Genomic DNA, 13,648 nt, shown 5'->3' with positions numbered 1-13,648 from the left:
CCGGTCCTTCTCGGCGTGCCGACCCCACCTCATGGCCATCCTCGTAGCAGCCTCGACACGCAGAGTAGTCCAACTCTCGCATTTCGTATAGATGTTGGACAAAAGGAGCGAATGCCATGGAGCCCGGAACCCTGCTCTACGACACCGCAACCGACCAGGTCGGCGAGTACCGGGACCAGTCGGGGCCGTACACGATGCTGCGTCCCGTGGGGGGAGGGAGGGAGTGGCAGGCCCATCCCTCGACGCTGCGGCCCGCCACCGACCGAGAGCGGCTCAGTGCGGGCGTACGCGCGGCGAACGACCGTACCCGGGCCGTGCCGCCGGATCCCGAGGACCTCAGCCGACCGCCGTGGCCCGTGCCCGGCTGTGTCGAGTGCACGCATCTCGACGACCGGCGGGAGACCGCCCGCGCCGCCCACGACCACAGCGCGGCCACCGACGCGAACGTGCTGCTGCGCCAGCACCAGCGGGCGGAGCACCCGTGACCCGCCGTGTCTTCCGGTACCTGCCGTACGTGATCGCGCAGGACGCGAGTGCCGCACCCGAGTACGCGGCGCGGTGCGTGTCGGGGGACGAGGAGGACTGCGGGGCCGAGTCGGGGGTGTGCGGGCATCCGGCGCAGGTGGAGGAGTGGCAGCGCAGGCACACGCAGGAGACCCGGCACATGCGCTATCGGCGCGTGTTCGCGGACTACGCGGTACTGACCCCGGCGTGAGCCGTTCGGCGGGTGCCTGCCGTCGTCTGTCGGCCGCGGCGCACTCACGCCGCCCCGGAGCCCTCGCCCGGAGGCCGGCGGATCAGGTGCAGACAGACGACCGAGGCGACGAAGGCCCGCCGTTCGGAGGCGTCCAGGCGGGGCGTCATCTCGACGACGTACTGCTGCAACCCGAGCCATGAGTCGACGGTGCTCACCGTGACCCGGCCGAGGATCTCCGGCGAGGGGTCGCCGCTTCCCGGGTCGGCCTCCGTGAGGCGCCATTCGACGGACGCCGGATTCAGCCGCGTGAGGAGGAGTCGGCGGCCTTGTTCCGTCCGGAGGCTCAGCTGCCGGGACTTGACGAGTCCACGGGCAACGGCGGCGCCGATCTCCCGGTCCGCTCCGTCGGCGAAGTGGAACCGCACCGGCCCGAACTGCTGGAACGGCTCGGCCCAGGAACGCTTCTCGATGCGGACGACGACCTCGCCGGACGCTTCCGCGAGGACGAAGTGCGTGTGGTCGATGTCCGTGACCTCGGCGAGCGGGGTCCCCTCCACGGTGGACACGGCCAGGGCGGGGCCCCGGTACGTGCGCCACTTCGAACGCTTCGGCTGCCCCACCACGACGGCTTCCGGCGCGAACAGATCGGGTTCCGTCATCGGCCACCCCTCCCCCGCCCCGGCTTCCCCTCGACCGGGTACGTCCACTGTGGCCGAGAACCCCTCGGATCCCCACCCCTCGGGGGCATATCGACGCCTGCACCGCGTTCGCCGTCCGATCAGAGCCGGTTCGAGCCGAGCCGCCAGGGCCGGAGTGGTGGTTACGCTTCCGGTATGGCGAAGAAGCTCGTGATCAAGGTGACGGCGGGGGTGGACGCCCCCGAGCGGTGCTCGCAGGCGTTCACGGTGGCGGCGGTGGCCGTGGCCAGCGGCGTCGAGGTGTCGATGTGGCTGACCGGCGAGTCCGCGTGGTTCGCGCTGCCGGGCCGCGCCGCCGAGTTCGAACTGCCGCATGCCGCCCCGCTCCCCGACCTGGTCGACTCGATCCTGGCGGGCGGCACGCTCACCCTCTGCACCCAGTGCGCGGCCCGCCGGGACATCACGGAGAAGGACGTCATCGAGGGCGTACGGATCGCGGGCGCGCAGGTCTTCGTGCAGGAGGCGATGGCGGAGGGGGCGCAGGCGCTCGTGTACTAGCGGCGCCGGAGAGTGCCTGGGGCGAGGACTGGGGCGAGGCCTGGGACAGCGCCTAGGACCTCGGCCGCTTCTTGCCGTCCAGCTCGTCCCACCACTCGTCCGACTGGGGATCGCCGGACGGGTCGTCCCACCAGCGGTCGTCGGGGCCGCGGCGGTTCGCGACCATCGCGGCGACCGGGGGGATGACCATGGCCACCACGCACATCCCCACGGCGGCGGGGACGGACCAGAGGCGTACGACACTCCACGCCAGGACGAAGAGACCGATGCAGATCCCCATCATGACGAAGTAGACGCGACGGCGACGGGCCAGCATGCATCCAGGGTAGGTCGGCACAGCGAGTCCGGCGCCATGGCAGACCCCCCGGCCCCAGGAGGGGCGACGCGACGGCGAAGGGCCGCACCTTCCGGAGTGTGATCCGGGAGGTGCGGCCCTTTCCGATGTGCTCAGACCGCGATCGCGACCTCGGCCAGGCCGCCCTGCTGGGCGACGACCGTGCGGTCGGCGGTGGCGCCGGGGACGAGGGCGCGGACGGTCCAGGTGCCCTCGGCCGCGTAGAAGCGGAACTGTCCGGTGGCGGAGGTGGGGACCTCCGCGGTGAACTCGCCGGTCGAGTCGAGCAGGCGGACGTAGCCGACCACGGGCTCGCCGTCCTTCGTCACCTGACCCTGGATCGTGGTCTCACCGGGCTTGATCGTCGAGGGGTCCGGGCCGCCGGCCTTCGCTCCACACATGTCGTACTCCTGAGGATGGGGTCTTGAAAGGTCGGTCTGAGGTCTTGAGATCCTGCCGGGGTGTTGCCGAGGGTCCTACTTGTTGGCGCCGAGCTCGATCGGGACGCCGACGAGGCTGCCGTACTCGGTCCACGAGCCGTCGTAGTTCTTGACGTTCTCGACACCGAGCAGCTCGTGCAGGACGAACCAGGTCAGGGCCGAGCGCTCGCCGATACGGCAGTACGCGATGGTGTCCTTGGCGAGGTCGACCTGCTCCTCGGCGTAGAGCTCCTTGAGCTCGTCGTCCGACTTGAAGGTGCCGTCGTCGTTGGCGTTCTTCGACCACGGGATGTTGCGGGCCGAGGGCACGTGGCCGGGGCGCTGGGACTGCTCCTGCGGCAGGTGGGCCGGGGCGAGCAGCTTGCCGGAGAACTCGTCGGGGGAACGGACGTCGACGAGGTTCTGCGAGCCGATGGCCGCCACGACGTCGTCGCGGAAGGCGCGGATCGCGGTGTTCTGCGGCTTGGCCTTGTAGGTGGTCTCGGTGCGGTCCGGGACCTCCTCGACCAGCTCGCGGGCGTCCAGCTCCCACTTCTTGCGGCCGCCGTCGAGGAGCTTGACGTTGTCGTGGCCGTAGAGCTTGAAGTACCAGTAGGCGTAGGACGCGAACCAGTTGTTGTTGCCGCCGTAGAGGATCACCAGCGTGTCGTTGGCGATGCCCTTCGCCGACAGGAGCTTCTCGAAGCCCTCCTGGTCGATGAAGTCGCGGCGGACCGGGTCCTGCAGGTCCTTGGTCCAGTCGATGCGGATCGCGTTCTTGATGTGGTTCTTCTCGTAGGCGGACGTGTCCTCGTCCACCTCCACGATCGCGATCTCGGGGTTGTCCAGGTTGTCCTGGACCCACTCGGCATCGACGAGGACGTCGCTGCGGCTCATGCTCTTTCTCCTCCGGGGCAGTTGCGGCGGGGCGTGCGAGTGCGGGTGGGTGCGCGCGCTTCGGCGCGCACGGATGCCCTCGGCGAAGGAGGGCAGGGGGGATGCGGAGGCGGCACGGCCTCCGCCGTCAGAAGGGGCGACAGAGCATGGCGGCGACGCGGCACAGGTCGACTGCCCGCCGCTTCGTGAGGTCCGCCTGTCGCTTCATGGCCTCGATCGTAGGGACGGATAACCGGGCATGTCACCGGCATGTCGTATGTTGAGACACGATCGTCCGTATTGTGGGACGGGCTGCGGGCCCGGGGCATGGTTCCGGGACGGGCGGGCGCCTGTACGCGTCGTCACATCTACGGTACGGACGCCGCCGTCTCGCCTGATGGACGGCGGGAGGGGTCGCCGGTGATCGCCGCCGTGGCGCTTTCTACCCGGCCAGCTTGACGTTCGAACCCTTCACCGCGATCTCCACACCGTCCTTCACGGCCTCCACGGTGTCCAGCTGGACGCCGCCGGGGAGCTGGTCGATCGCCTGCTGGAAGTCGGAGGCCTGGCGGAAGCGGTCCTCGACGAGGCTGACGCCGGCGAGCTTGGGGAGGTTGTCGGCGTGCACCTGCACGGTGTTGTCCTTGACGGTGACCGTGCTGAGGACGGGGACCTTCTGGTGGGTTTTCACGCCGGGGACGGTGACGTCGAGGGTGACCTTGATCTTGCCGTTGCCGCCGTCGGCGAGACCGACGACCTGGCCGGTGAAGCCGAGGCCGAGGTCGGTGGGCGCGGTCTTGGCGTTCTTGAGCAGCTCGTCGTAGGAGATGAGCGCGGTGCCGGTGGCGGTCCGCGCGGTGGCGGAGCTGTAGTCGCCGGTGAAGGTGACGCCCTTCATATCGGCGTGCAGGTCGTCGATGCGGATGGTCTTGCCGGCGGTGCCGGTGGCCGCGTCGTAGTCCTTGATGCCGACCTCGACGTCGTCGAGGGTGCCGTCGGCCACCTGGGTGAGGAACGGGAAGCCCTTGATGGAGACGTCGGGGGTGCTCGCGAGGCCCTCCGTCGTCTTCAGCTTGTCGGCGGCCTGGCCTTCGGCGAAGTACACGGCGACACGGTCGACGACCACGAAGAGAACGCCGAGCACGACGACGGTGATCAGGAGTATTCGCAGGGCGCGCATGTGGTGGGGTCCCCCGGGTCGGCAGCATCTGCAGGTCGGTCCCGCCACGCTAACCCTGCGGGGGCGGGCCGACGGGGGATTGTCGACCAGCTGTGACAGTGCGGGGGTCGCCATGGGTTTCGGCAGCGGGCCGGTGGGGGCTGGTCGCGCCCACGCGGCGGCAGCCGCACATCAGATACAGCCCCGCGCCCCTCAGGTTGGCCGCCCGGCCCCGCGTTCGAAGGCCGCGCCGGTTCCACCCCAGCACCACCCACCCCCCTCGGCCTGGGCTCTCCACTGCCCGAGTCGGGTGGGTGGGTGGGTGGGTGGGAAATGTCAGTGGAGGACCCAGACCACCGGTGCCGCGGCCGTCAGGGGTAGGGCCACGCCCGCGGTGAAGTGGACGAACCTTGACGGGTAGTCGTAGCTCGCGACCCGGTGGCCGACGAGGGCGCAGGCCGCGGCCGCGACGCCGGTCAGCGCACCCTTCGTGCCGAGGTCCGTCATGCCGCCCACCGCGATGCCGGCGCCGGTGGCGGCCAGCAGGGAGACGATCACCGATGCCGGGGTGGGCAGCGGCAGGGCCCTCGCCAGGACGGCCACCGCGACCGCGGCGGCGCCGACGGACACGGCGTCGGGGTCGGCGCCCAGGTAACCCGTCGCGATGATCGCCAGCGCGGAGGAGGCGACCGTGGCCATCAGGCCGGACATACGGGTGTCCGGGTCCGCGTGGGAGCGGAGCTGGAGGACCAGGGTGAGCAGGACCCAGATGCCCAGCGGGCCGAGGATCGCCGCCGGGGCCTGGTCGCGGCCCGCGACGAGGACCGCCACGTCCGCCGTCAGCCCGCCCAGGAAGGCGAGGGCGATGCCCTGGCGGGCCGGCCACATGCCGTTCAGACGGAACCAGCCCGCGGCCGTCACGGCCTGGAGGACCACCAGGGGGACGACCAGGGCGTACGAGGGCAGGGGCGCCGTCGCCGCCAGCAGCACGCCCAGCAGGGCGGTGAGCAGGGCCGGCTGCATGCCGGGCTCGATGATCGGCGAGCGGCCCTCCAGGCGCGCCCGCTGGGCGTCGGTGATGCGCGCGTTGCCGGCGAGGGTCGCGGGGCCGTAGCTCTCGGTCCCGGCGGGCGCCGGGGCGGCAGCGGGGGCGGGGGCGGGGGCGGCGAACGCCGGTTGCTGCGCCGGTGCGGCGTACGTGTGCTGCGGCAGGTACGCCGTCTCGGCGGCCGACGCCGGCGCCTGCGGCTGTGCCTGTGCGGCCTGCACCGGCGCGTGGGTCTGGGTCTCCCAGGTCTGTCCCTGCCACTGCTGGGTGGCGTACTGCTGCTCCTCGTACTCCCACTGCTGCTGCGGCTGCTGAGGCGGCTGCTGCTGGTACGGGTCGTAGCCCTCGTACGGCTGGTTGGTCATCGCTCTCGCTCACCCTCCTGCGAACGGCGGGAGCACCTCGACCGTGCCGCCCTCGGCCAGCCGTACCGTCTCATGCGCGCGCGTCCCGACGGGATCACCGTCGACGAGGAAGGAGCATCGCCGCAGGACGTGCGCCAGTTCCCCGGGGTGTCGCGCGCGTACCGCGTCCAGCGCCTCGGCGAGGGTGTCCGCGTCGTACGGCTCCTCGGCGACGCCGGCCGCGGCCTTCGCGGCGGCCCAGTAGCGCACCGTGACCTTGGGCATGCGGTTCCTCAGGAGACTCGGAAGTTCATCAGTCGGCTGTGTACGGGGTCAGGCTAGCCCGCCCTGGACGCCGCCCAGTCGCCGATCCTGGCCAGCAGCGCATCGTCGGCCGCGTGCTCCGCGTGGCCCATGCCCGGCTCCAGCCAGAGTTCGGCGGCCCCACCTGCGGCGTCGGCCAGCATCTTCGGGTGGTCCACCGGGAAGTAGCCGTCGCTGTCGCCGTGCACGATCAGCAGCGGGGTGGGGGCGATCTTCGGCACCGCCTCCACCGGGGACAGCGGCACCGGGTTCCAGTCACGGTGGTGGATGCGGGTGTGGAAGCCGTAGCGGCCGACCAGCCGTCCCTCGGGCCGGGTGACCAGCCAGTGGACGCGGCGCATGGGGGCGGTGCCCCGGTAGTACCAGCGGGCGGGCGAGGAGACCGAGACGACCGCGTCGACCCCGGCGTGCAGCGCCGCGTGCCGCAGGACCACCGAGCCGCCCATGGAGAAGCCGACGGTCACCACGCGCGGGTGCCCGAGGTCGCGCGCCCAGCGCACCGCCGCCGCCAGGTCGAGGACCTCGCGGTCGCCGACGGTGGTGCGGCCGCCGGAGCGGCCGTGGCCCCGGAAGGAGAAGCTGACCACGGGGGCGTAATCCGTCAGCGCGGCGACCACCCGTCGTACGTGTGGCCGGTCCACGTCTCCGGTGAAACCGTGGGCCATGACGAACACCAGGTCACGGGAAGGTGGCGGGGAGCCGTCGTATACGACGGAGGCCGGATCGTATACGGAATCGACGGAAACCCCGTCGGCGGTGCGCAGAAACGTCCGGATAGGGGCGTATCTGCTTGTCTCAGAGTGCGGACGAACGATGGAACGTGCCACATGACCTGCCGGACCCATGCTCATGTGGGCTATTCTGCTGGGCAGAGGACTCGGGCAGCGCCGCCACCGGGTCCTTTTGTGCTTTCGGAAGCTCTGTATACGAAGCGGGAAACTCCAGGTGACCGGGGATGACCGTGGAGGTGCGGAGGCTCGGGAGCGCAGCGCAGTGTCATTGCACACAGTCCTCGCAGGGACCGAGGAGGAACCAGACGTATGAGTTCTCTGCTGCTCCTGACCAACGCCCTCCAGCCGTCGACGGAGGTGCTGCCGGCCCTCGGCCTGCTCCTGCACAACGTGCGGGTCGCCCCGGCCGAAGGCCCCGCCCTCGTCGACACCCCGGGTGCCGACGTCATCCTGATCGACGGCCGCCGTGACCTCCCGCAGGTCCGCAGCCTCTGCCAGCTGCTCCGCTCGACCGGCCCCGGCTGTCCGCTGATCCTGGTCGTGACGGAGGGCGGGCTCGCCGCCGTCACCGCCGACTGGGGCATCGACGACGTGCTCCTCGACACCGCCGGCCCGGCCGAGGTCGAGGCGCGGCTGCGCCTGGCCATGGGCCGCCAGCAGATCGTCGCCGACGACTCCCCCATGGAGATCCGCAACGGCGACCTGTCGGTCGACGAGGCGACGTACAGCGCGAAGCTGAAGGGCCGGGTCCTCGACCTCACCTTCAAGGAGTTCGAGCTGCTGAAATACCTGGCCCAGCACCCCGGCCGGGTGTTCACTCGCGCACAGCTGCTCCAGGAGGTCTGGGGGTACGACTACTTCGGTGGCACCCGGACCGTCGACGTCCACGTACGACGGCTGCGCGCCAAGCTCGGCGTCGAGCACGAGTCCTTGATCGGCACCGTCCGGAACGTCGGTTATCGATTCGTTACGCCCGAGAAGGGTGAGCGCGGCGAGCGGGCCGGCGACCCGGCGAAGGCGCAGGCGGACCGGCCAAAGGCGGAGGATGCGGACGCTTCGGCGGCTCTGGACGCGGTCGAGGTACCGGCGGAGGCGTAGTGGTCGGCCGGGCGAGGCATGGCCGTCGCCCGGCCGGGGCATTGCTTACGCAAGCGAAGCTTCGATACGCCCTGCCCAGAGCGGGTCCATCCGCGTAGACTCCGCGCGTGGCCAAGGTGACTCGGGATGACGTGGCGCGGCTGGCGGGAACTTCGACCGCCGTTGTCAGCTATGTCATCAACAACGGACCCCGGCCGGTCGCCCCGGCCACGCGCGAGCGTGTCCTCGCCGCGATCAAGGAACTGGGGTACCGGCCCGACCGGGTCGCCCAGGCGATGGCCTCGCGGCGCACCGACCTCATAGGCCTGATCATCCCGGACGCCCGCCAGCCCTTCTTCGGCGAGATGGCGCACGCGGTCGAGCAGGCCGCGTCCGAGCGCGGGAAAATGGTGCTGGTCGGCAACACCGACTACGTCGCCGAGCGCGAGGTCCACTATCTGCGCGCGTTCCTCGGGATGCGGGTCTCCGGCCTCATCCTCGTCTCCCACGCCCTCAACGACCTGGCCGCCGCCGAGATCGACGCCTGGGACGCCCGGGTGGTGCTCCTCCACGAGCGGCCCGAGGCCATCGACGACGTGGCCGTGGTGACGGACGACCTGGGCGGCGCCCAGCTCGCCGTCCGCCATCTGCTGGAGCACGGGTACGAGTACGTGGCCTGTATGGGCGGTACGGCCGAGACCCCGGCCGTCGGCGACCCGGTCTCCGACCACGTCGAGGGCTGGAAGCGGGCCATGGACGAGGCGGGGCTCGACACGGAGGGCCGGCTGTTCGAGGCGCCGTACAACCGCTACGACGCGTATCGCGTGGCCCTGGACATCCTCTCCGGTCCCGCCCGCCCGCCGGCCGTCTTCTGCTCCACCGACGACCAGGCGCTCGGCGTGCTGCGCGCGGCGCGGGAGCTGCGGCTCGACGTGCCCGGCGAGCTGGCCGTGGCCGGCTTCGACGACATCAAGGAGGCGGCGCTGGCGGATCCCCCGCTGACGACGATCGCCTCGGACCGCCCGGCGATGGCGCGCGCGGCGGTGGACCTGGTACTGGACGACGGGCTGCGGGTGGCGGGGTCGAGGAGAGAGCGTCTGAAGACGTTCCCCTCCCGGCTGGTGGTGCGTGGCTCCTGCGGGTGCGCGTAGTCCCGCACCCACCTGGCCCACAGGACCCACAGGAAAGCCTTTATGAACGCCTCCTGAGAACCCTCGCCGACCTGCGAGAAGGTTCCTTATTTCGGGCAAACACGCTTCTCGCGGCCTTCTCAGCGGGCACTCAGGAAGCTCTCATGGTCACGGGACAAGCTATTTGTCATGACCGAGAGCTTCCGCCGCAGCGGCGAGTACGAGAACCCGCAGGGTCCCCAGGGTGACGCCTACCAGGGCGCGTACCCCCAGCAGCAGCACGCCTCCGCTCCCTCCCCCGTGAACCCGGAGTGGCCGCCCCCGCCGGCCCACCAGCCGACGCCGCAGCCGGTGCCGGAGGCGGCGCCGCAGGCGGTGCCGGTGGAGCCGGAGACCGCACAGCTCCCGGAGTTCTCGGCCCACCACGAAGGCGCCGCTCCCGAAGGCGTCGCCCTCGACGGTGCCGCGCACTCGGCTCACTCGGCGCCGAAGAAGCGTGCCCGGGGCCCGATAGCCCTGCTGGCCGCGGTCGCCATCGTCGCGGCGGCGGTGGGCGGCGGCACCGCCTACGCCTTCCAGGAGCTGACCGGCAAGAACGACACCGTCTCCTCCAGCACCACCACCAGCGTGGTTCCTTCCAGCAAGAAGGGCGACGTCGCCACGATCGCCGCGGCCGTCAGCCCGAGCGTCGTCGAGATCACCGCGACCCTCAGCAACGGCACCTCCACCGGCTCCGGCGTGATCATCACCAGCGACGGCGAGATCATCACCAACAACCACGTCATCTCCGGCGCCACGTCGGTCAAGGTGACGACGAGCGCGGGCAAGTCCTACACCGCCAAGGTGGTCGGCACCGACAGCGCCAAGGACCTCGCCCTCATCAAGCTCGAAGACGCCTCCGGCCTCAGCCCCGCCACCCTCGGCAACTCCGACGGGGTCCAGGTCGGCGACACGGTCGTGGCGATCGGCTCCCCCGAGGGCCTCAGCGGCACCGTCACCAGCGGCATCGTCTCCGCCCTCAACCGGGACGTGACCGTCTCCACCGACGAGGGCCAGGACCAGCAGAGCCAGGGCAGCGGCGGCGACGGCCAGTGGCCGTTCTCCTTCGGCGGCCAGCAGTTCAACGGCGACACGGGTTCGTCGACGACGACCTACAAGGCGATCCAGACCGACGCCTCGCTGAACCCCGGCAACTCCGGCGGCGCGCTGATCGACGCCGGCGGCAACATCATCGGCATCAACTCGGCGATGTACTCGGCCAGTTCCGACTCCTCCTCGTCCTCCTCGGACGCCGGCAGCGTCGGCCTCGGCTTCGCCATCCCGATCAACACCGTCAAGTCCGACCTGGCCAAGCTGCGGGCGGGCTCCACCAGCTGAACCACCCGGCACGAGCACGAGCACGAGCACGTAGGGAGTACGTCATGATCAAGCAGGTTTCGCACCACGTGACCGGCATCGGACCGGCCGGCATCGACCTGGCCCTCGCGGTGGCGTACGAACTCCACGCACCGACGGAGACGGAGGCCGTGACGGCCCCGGCCCCGCGGGCCCCCGAGGTCGTGCCGGCCCCGCAGCTGATGGGGCTGCGCACCTCCGCGGCCCGTCCGCACCAGCGCAAGGTGCCGCTGAGCCGTATGACCCTGGTCCGCGGCTAGGGGCGGTTCGCCCCACCGGCGCGCATACCCGACAGCCCGGAAACATGCGAGGCTGAGAGGCGTCCACCAGGAACCACCGCATCCCGAACCATCACACCCTGAGGAACCGCGAGCGATGAGCCCCGCCGATGGCGACCGTGAACCCCAGCGCATCCTGATCGTCGACGACGAGCCGGCCGTACGCGAGGCCCTGCAGCGCAGCCTCGCCTTCGAGGGGTACGAGACCGAGGTCGCGGTGGACGGCGCCGACGCGCTGGAGAAGGCGACGGCGTACAAGCCGGACCTGGTGGTCCTCGACATCCAGATGCCGCGGATGGACGGCATGACGGCCGCCCGCCGCATCCGCGGCGCGGGCGACACGACCCCGATCCTGATGCTGACGGCCCGCGACACGGTCGGCGACCGCGTCACCGGGCTCGACGCGGGGGCCGACGACTACCTGGTCAAGCCGTTCGAACTCGACGAGCTCTTCGCCCGGATCCGTGCCCTGCTGCGCCGCAGCTCGTACGCGGCGTCCGTGGTCGAGGGGGCCGAGGAGGACGAGGCGCTCACCTTCGGCGACCTGCGCATGGACCTCGCGACGCGCGAGGTGACCCGGGCCGGCCGCCAGGTCGAACTGACCCGCACCGAGTTCACCCTCCTTGAGATGTTCATGGCGCACCCGCGCCAGGTCCTCACCCGCGAGCAGATCCTCAAGGCCGTCTGGGGCTTCGACTTCGAACCGTCGTCGAACTCGTTGGACGTCTACGTCATGTACCTCCGCCGCAAGACCGAGGCCGGCGGCGAGCCGCGCCTCGTCCACACCGTGCGCGGCGTCGGGTACGTCCTGCGCCAGGGCGGCGCCGAGTGAACACCCTCACCCGCCGCCTCCGCACCCTCCCGATCCGCGCCCGCCTCTCCATGCTGGTCGCGGCAGCGGTGGCGTTCGCGGTGGCAGCGGTATCGGTGACCTGCTGGTTCATCGTGCAGGGGAAGCTGTACGACCAGCTGGACGCCGACCTGAAGAAGTCGACACAGCGGCCGTTGCAGATCAACGACGTGATGGGGGTCCTCTCAGTATGCCCGCAGAAGCCGGACGAGACGGCGGATTCCACGTCGGACTCGGGCGGTCTACGGTTGCGTGACTCCTACTACACACAGTTGATAAAGGCCGACGGCTCGTCCTGTGTCTCCTCGGATTCCCCGGGCACGCTGAAGACGACAAGCGACGACAAGGCCGTTGCCAAGAACGCGGCGAGCGGCAGGGGGATCTACCACAACGGTGTGGACACCTCGGGAAACGACGTCCGAGTACTCACAATCCCCCTGGTCGTCAGCCAGGGTCTCGGGTCGCAGCCCCGGATCTACCCCGAGATGGCACTCATGAGCGCCGTCCCCCTCAAGAACACCCAGAAAACCCTCAACGACCTGGCCCTGCTTCTTCTCCTCGTCTCCGGTGTAGGTGTCCTCGGCGCCGGAGCCGCAGGCCTCGCCGTCGCCCGGGCCGGTCTCCGTCCCGTCGACAAACTCACTGAGGCCGTCGAGCACGTCGCCCGCACCGAGGACCTGAGCATCCGCATCCCCGTGGAGAACGAGACGGACGACGAGATCGCCCGCCTGTCCCGTTCGTTCAACTCGATGACGACGTCACTCGCGAACTCCCGGGAACTCCAGCAGCAGCTCATCGCCGACGCCGGCCACGAACTCCGCACGCCCCTGACCTCCCTGCGCACGAACATAGAGCTCCTCACCCGCAGCGAGGAGACGGGCCGCCCCCTCCCCCCGGCGGACCGCAAGGCCCTGCTCGCCTCGGTGAAGGCGCAGATGACGGAGCTGGCGTCGCTGATCGGCGACCTTCAGGAACTGTCCCGCTCCGAAGGCCAGCGCGGTGAACGCGTACAGGTGGTGGCCCTCCAGGACACCGTCGAGGCGGCCCTGAGCCGTGCCCGGCTGCGTGGCCCGGAGCTGAAGATCACGGCGGATGTCCAGCCGTGGTTCGTGCGGGCGGAGCCGTCCGCGCTGGAGCGGGCGATCGTCAACATCCTCGACAACGCGGTGAAGTTCAGCCCGGAGGGCGGCACGATCGACGTCGCCCTGGAACGCGGTGTCCTCACGGTGCGCGACCACGGCCCCGGCATCCCCGAGGACGAACTCCCCCACGTCTTCGACCGCTTCTGGCGCTCCCCCAGCGCCCGCGCCCTCCCCGGCTCCGGCCTCGGCCTCTCCATCGTGGCCCGCACCGTCCAACAGGCCGGCGGCGACGTCACGTTGGCCCGCGCCACCGGCGGCGGCACGGTGGCGACCGTACGCCTGCCGGGAGCGCCTACGGCTCCGCCAGACTCGGCGTGACCGTTCGCTCAGCCACGGCCCATTCCACGACTTCGGGTGCCTAATTCGGATATATCAGACCTTCCAAGACAGACAAAGATTCACCTCATGTTCAACGTGAATTAAATCGATCAAAATTGGTCGACAGGCACCACATAAAATAATCATATTCATGATATCCAGGAGATCCACTTTGCGCGTCGGTGTGCCCACCGGGCTTGCCGCATTCGCGCTCACCATCGCAGGGGCCCTGTCCACTGCCTCGGCAGCGACCAACTGGACATACGTTAACGAACACTACGGTGACTGCCTGAAGGTCTCCAGTTCTACGCCCATTCACGGTTCATGCTC

At 70.3% G+C, this 13,648-nt stretch carries 18 protein-coding genes; 9 read left to right on the top strand and 9 right to left on the bottom strand.

The window, feature by feature from the left end; all coding sequences use genetic code 11:
- The first annotated feature begins 116 nt into the window (after positions 1–116).
- Positions 117–485, top strand: a complete 369-nt coding sequence (locus tag ACIPSJ_RS28060) for a hypothetical protein (protein WP_359207764.1) — start codon at positions 117–119, stop codon at positions 483–485.
- Entirely contained in the window at positions 482–715 is a 234-nt protein-coding gene (locus ACIPSJ_RS28055) for a hypothetical protein (RefSeq protein ID WP_401350214.1), read from the top strand. Before ACIPSJ_RS28060 ends, ACIPSJ_RS28055 begins: the two co-directional genes overlap by 4 nt.
- Positions 716–759: 44 nt before the next feature.
- Here ACIPSJ_RS28055 and ACIPSJ_RS28050 read toward each other — a convergent pair whose 3' ends face one another.
- Positions 760–1,356, bottom strand: coding sequence for a hypothetical protein (locus ACIPSJ_RS28050; RefSeq protein WP_401350211.1), 597 nt, complete (start codon positions 1,354–1,356; stop codon positions 760–762).
- Between the two features lie 174 nt (positions 1,357–1,530).
- On the opposite strand from ACIPSJ_RS28050, the gene ACIPSJ_RS28045 reads away from it, so the two are divergent.
- Complete coding sequence (locus ACIPSJ_RS28045) at positions 1,531–1,893, top strand: DsrE family protein (RefSeq protein WP_359207773.1); 363 nt, start codon at positions 1,531–1,533, stop codon at positions 1,891–1,893.
- Positions 1,894–1,945: 52 nt separating this feature from the next.
- On the opposite strand, the gene ACIPSJ_RS28040 is transcribed toward ACIPSJ_RS28045, so the two are convergent.
- The 8 genes from ACIPSJ_RS28040 to ACIPSJ_RS28005 all read right to left on the bottom strand — a co-directional run bounded on the left by ACIPSJ_RS28040 (position 1,946) and on the right by ACIPSJ_RS28005 (position 7,248).
- The gene (locus ACIPSJ_RS28040; protein WP_359207776.1) at positions 1,946–2,209 is read right to left on the bottom strand and encodes a DUF3099 domain-containing protein; all 264 of its coding nucleotides are present in this window, start codon (positions 2,207–2,209) and stop codon (positions 1,946–1,948) included.
- Positions 2,210–2,340: 131 nt separating this feature from the next.
- On the bottom strand, positions 2,341–2,628 hold the full coding sequence (locus tag ACIPSJ_RS28035; RefSeq protein WP_093501297.1) for a DUF1416 domain-containing protein: 288 nt from the start codon (positions 2,626–2,628) through the stop codon (positions 2,341–2,343).
- A gap of 75 nt (positions 2,629–2,703) precedes the next feature.
- Positions 2,704–3,543, bottom strand: a complete 840-nt coding sequence (locus ACIPSJ_RS28030) for a sulfurtransferase (RefSeq protein ID WP_359207780.1) — start codon at positions 3,541–3,543, stop codon at positions 2,704–2,706.
- Positions 3,544–3,670: 127 nt separating this feature from the next.
- Positions 3,671–3,751 (bottom strand): Ms5788A family Cys-rich leader peptide, encoded by an 81-nt coding sequence (locus tag ACIPSJ_RS28025; protein ID WP_350751515.1) that lies wholly within the window; start codon positions 3,749–3,751, stop codon positions 3,671–3,673.
- A gap of 213 nt (positions 3,752–3,964) precedes the next feature.
- The gene (locus ACIPSJ_RS28020) at positions 3,965–4,702 is read right to left on the bottom strand and encodes a DUF2993 domain-containing protein (protein WP_359207783.1); all 738 of its coding nucleotides are present in this window, start codon (positions 4,700–4,702) and stop codon (positions 3,965–3,967) included.
- Positions 4,703–5,017: 315 nt separating this feature from the next.
- Complete coding sequence (locus ACIPSJ_RS28015) at positions 5,018–6,094, bottom strand: hypothetical protein (RefSeq protein ID WP_401350207.1); 1,077 nt, start codon at positions 6,092–6,094, stop codon at positions 5,018–5,020.
- Positions 6,095–6,103: 9 nt separating this feature from the next.
- Entirely contained in the window at positions 6,104–6,358 is a 255-nt protein-coding gene (locus tag ACIPSJ_RS28010; RefSeq protein WP_355722613.1) for a MoaD/ThiS family protein, read from the bottom strand.
- A gap of 53 nt (positions 6,359–6,411) precedes the next feature.
- Positions 6,412–7,248 (bottom strand): alpha/beta hydrolase, encoded by an 837-nt coding sequence (locus ACIPSJ_RS28005; RefSeq protein WP_401350204.1) that lies wholly within the window; start codon positions 7,246–7,248, stop codon positions 6,412–6,414.
- Between the two features lie 189 nt (positions 7,249–7,437).
- Here ACIPSJ_RS28005 and ACIPSJ_RS28000 point away from each other — a divergent pair, with 189 nt between their 5' ends.
- The 6 genes from ACIPSJ_RS28000 (at position 7,438) to ACIPSJ_RS27975 (ending at position 13,318) form a co-directional block, all read left to right on the top strand.
- Complete coding sequence (locus ACIPSJ_RS28000; RefSeq protein ID WP_355722619.1) at positions 7,438–8,226, top strand: response regulator transcription factor; 789 nt, start codon at positions 7,438–7,440, stop codon at positions 8,224–8,226.
- Between the two features lie 107 nt (positions 8,227–8,333).
- Positions 8,334–9,356: a LacI family DNA-binding transcriptional regulator gene (locus tag ACIPSJ_RS27995; RefSeq protein WP_359207795.1), complete on the top strand. Its 1,023-nt coding sequence runs from the start codon at positions 8,334–8,336 to the stop codon at positions 9,354–9,356.
- A 168-nt stretch (positions 9,357–9,524) separates the two neighbouring features.
- Positions 9,525–10,712: a S1C family serine protease gene (locus ACIPSJ_RS27990; protein WP_401350201.1), complete on the top strand. Its 1,188-nt coding sequence runs from the start codon at positions 9,525–9,527 to the stop codon at positions 10,710–10,712.
- Between the two features lie 44 nt (positions 10,713–10,756).
- On the top strand, positions 10,757–10,990 hold the full coding sequence (locus tag ACIPSJ_RS27985; RefSeq protein ID WP_359207801.1) for a hypothetical protein: 234 nt from the start codon (positions 10,757–10,759) through the stop codon (positions 10,988–10,990).
- A gap of 115 nt (positions 10,991–11,105) precedes the next feature.
- Complete coding sequence (locus ACIPSJ_RS27980; protein WP_355722631.1) at positions 11,106–11,840, top strand: response regulator transcription factor; 735 nt, start codon at positions 11,106–11,108, stop codon at positions 11,838–11,840.
- 50 nt (positions 11,841–11,890) lie between these two features.
- A complete protein-coding gene (locus tag ACIPSJ_RS27975; RefSeq protein WP_401350952.1) occupies positions 11,891–13,318 on the top strand; it encodes an ATP-binding protein in 1,428 nt (475 codons plus the stop codon).
- Positions 13,319–13,648: the final 330 nt, after the last annotated feature.

Source organism: Streptomyces sp. NPDC090088 (assembly GCF_044747345.1).
Lineage (GTDB): Bacteria > Actinomycetota > Actinomycetes > Streptomycetales > Streptomycetaceae > Streptomyces.
This window is presented reverse-complemented; position numbering and strand designations above follow the sequence as displayed.

Bases quoted from the DNA above. Each gene is read 5' to 3' on its own strand.
- ACIPSJ_RS28060 (WP_359207764.1), top strand. From the start codon at position 117: ATGGAGCCCGGAACCCTGCTCTACGACACCGCAACCGACCAGGTCGGC.
- ACIPSJ_RS28050 (WP_401350211.1), bottom strand. From the start codon at position 1,356: ATGACGGAACCCGATCTGTTCGCGCCGGAAGCCGTCGTGGTGGGGCAG.
- ACIPSJ_RS28045 (WP_359207773.1), top strand. From the start codon at position 1,531: ATGGCGAAGAAGCTCGTGATCAAGGTGACGGCGGGGGTGGACGCCCCC.
- ACIPSJ_RS28040 (WP_359207776.1), bottom strand. From the start codon at position 2,209: ATGCTGGCCCGTCGCCGTCGCGTCTACTTCGTCATGATGGGGATCTGC.
- ACIPSJ_RS28035 (WP_093501297.1), bottom strand. From the start codon at position 2,628: ATGTGTGGAGCGAAGGCCGGCGGCCCGGACCCCTCGACGATCAAGCCC.
- ACIPSJ_RS28030 (WP_359207780.1), bottom strand. From the start codon at position 3,543: ATGAGCCGCAGCGACGTCCTCGTCGATGCCGAGTGGGTCCAGGACAAC.
- ACIPSJ_RS28025 (WP_350751515.1), bottom strand. From the start codon at position 3,751: ATGAAGCGACAGGCGGACCTCACGAAGCGGCGGGCAGTCGACCTGTGC.
- ACIPSJ_RS28020 (WP_359207783.1), bottom strand. From the start codon at position 4,702: ATGCGCGCCCTGCGAATACTCCTGATCACCGTCGTCGTGCTCGGCGTT.
- ACIPSJ_RS28015 (WP_401350207.1), bottom strand. From the start codon at position 6,094: ATGACCAACCAGCCGTACGAGGGCTACGACCCGTACCAGCAGCAGCCG.
- ACIPSJ_RS28010 (WP_355722613.1), bottom strand. From the start codon at position 6,358: ATGCCCAAGGTCACGGTGCGCTACTGGGCCGCCGCGAAGGCCGCGGCC.
- ACIPSJ_RS28005 (WP_401350204.1), bottom strand. From the start codon at position 7,248: ATGAGCATGGGTCCGGCAGGTCATGTGGCACGTTCCATCGTTCGTCCG.
- ACIPSJ_RS28000 (WP_355722619.1), top strand. From the start codon at position 7,438: ATGAGTTCTCTGCTGCTCCTGACCAACGCCCTCCAGCCGTCGACGGAG.
- ACIPSJ_RS27990 (WP_401350201.1), top strand. From the start codon at position 9,525: ATGACCGAGAGCTTCCGCCGCAGCGGCGAGTACGAGAACCCGCAGGGT.
- ACIPSJ_RS27985 (WP_359207801.1), top strand. From the start codon at position 10,757: ATGATCAAGCAGGTTTCGCACCACGTGACCGGCATCGGACCGGCCGGC.
- ACIPSJ_RS27980 (WP_355722631.1), top strand. From the start codon at position 11,106: ATGAGCCCCGCCGATGGCGACCGTGAACCCCAGCGCATCCTGATCGTC.
- ACIPSJ_RS27975 (WP_401350952.1), top strand. From the start codon at position 11,891: ATGCTGGTCGCGGCAGCGGTGGCGTTCGCGGTGGCAGCGGTATCGGTG.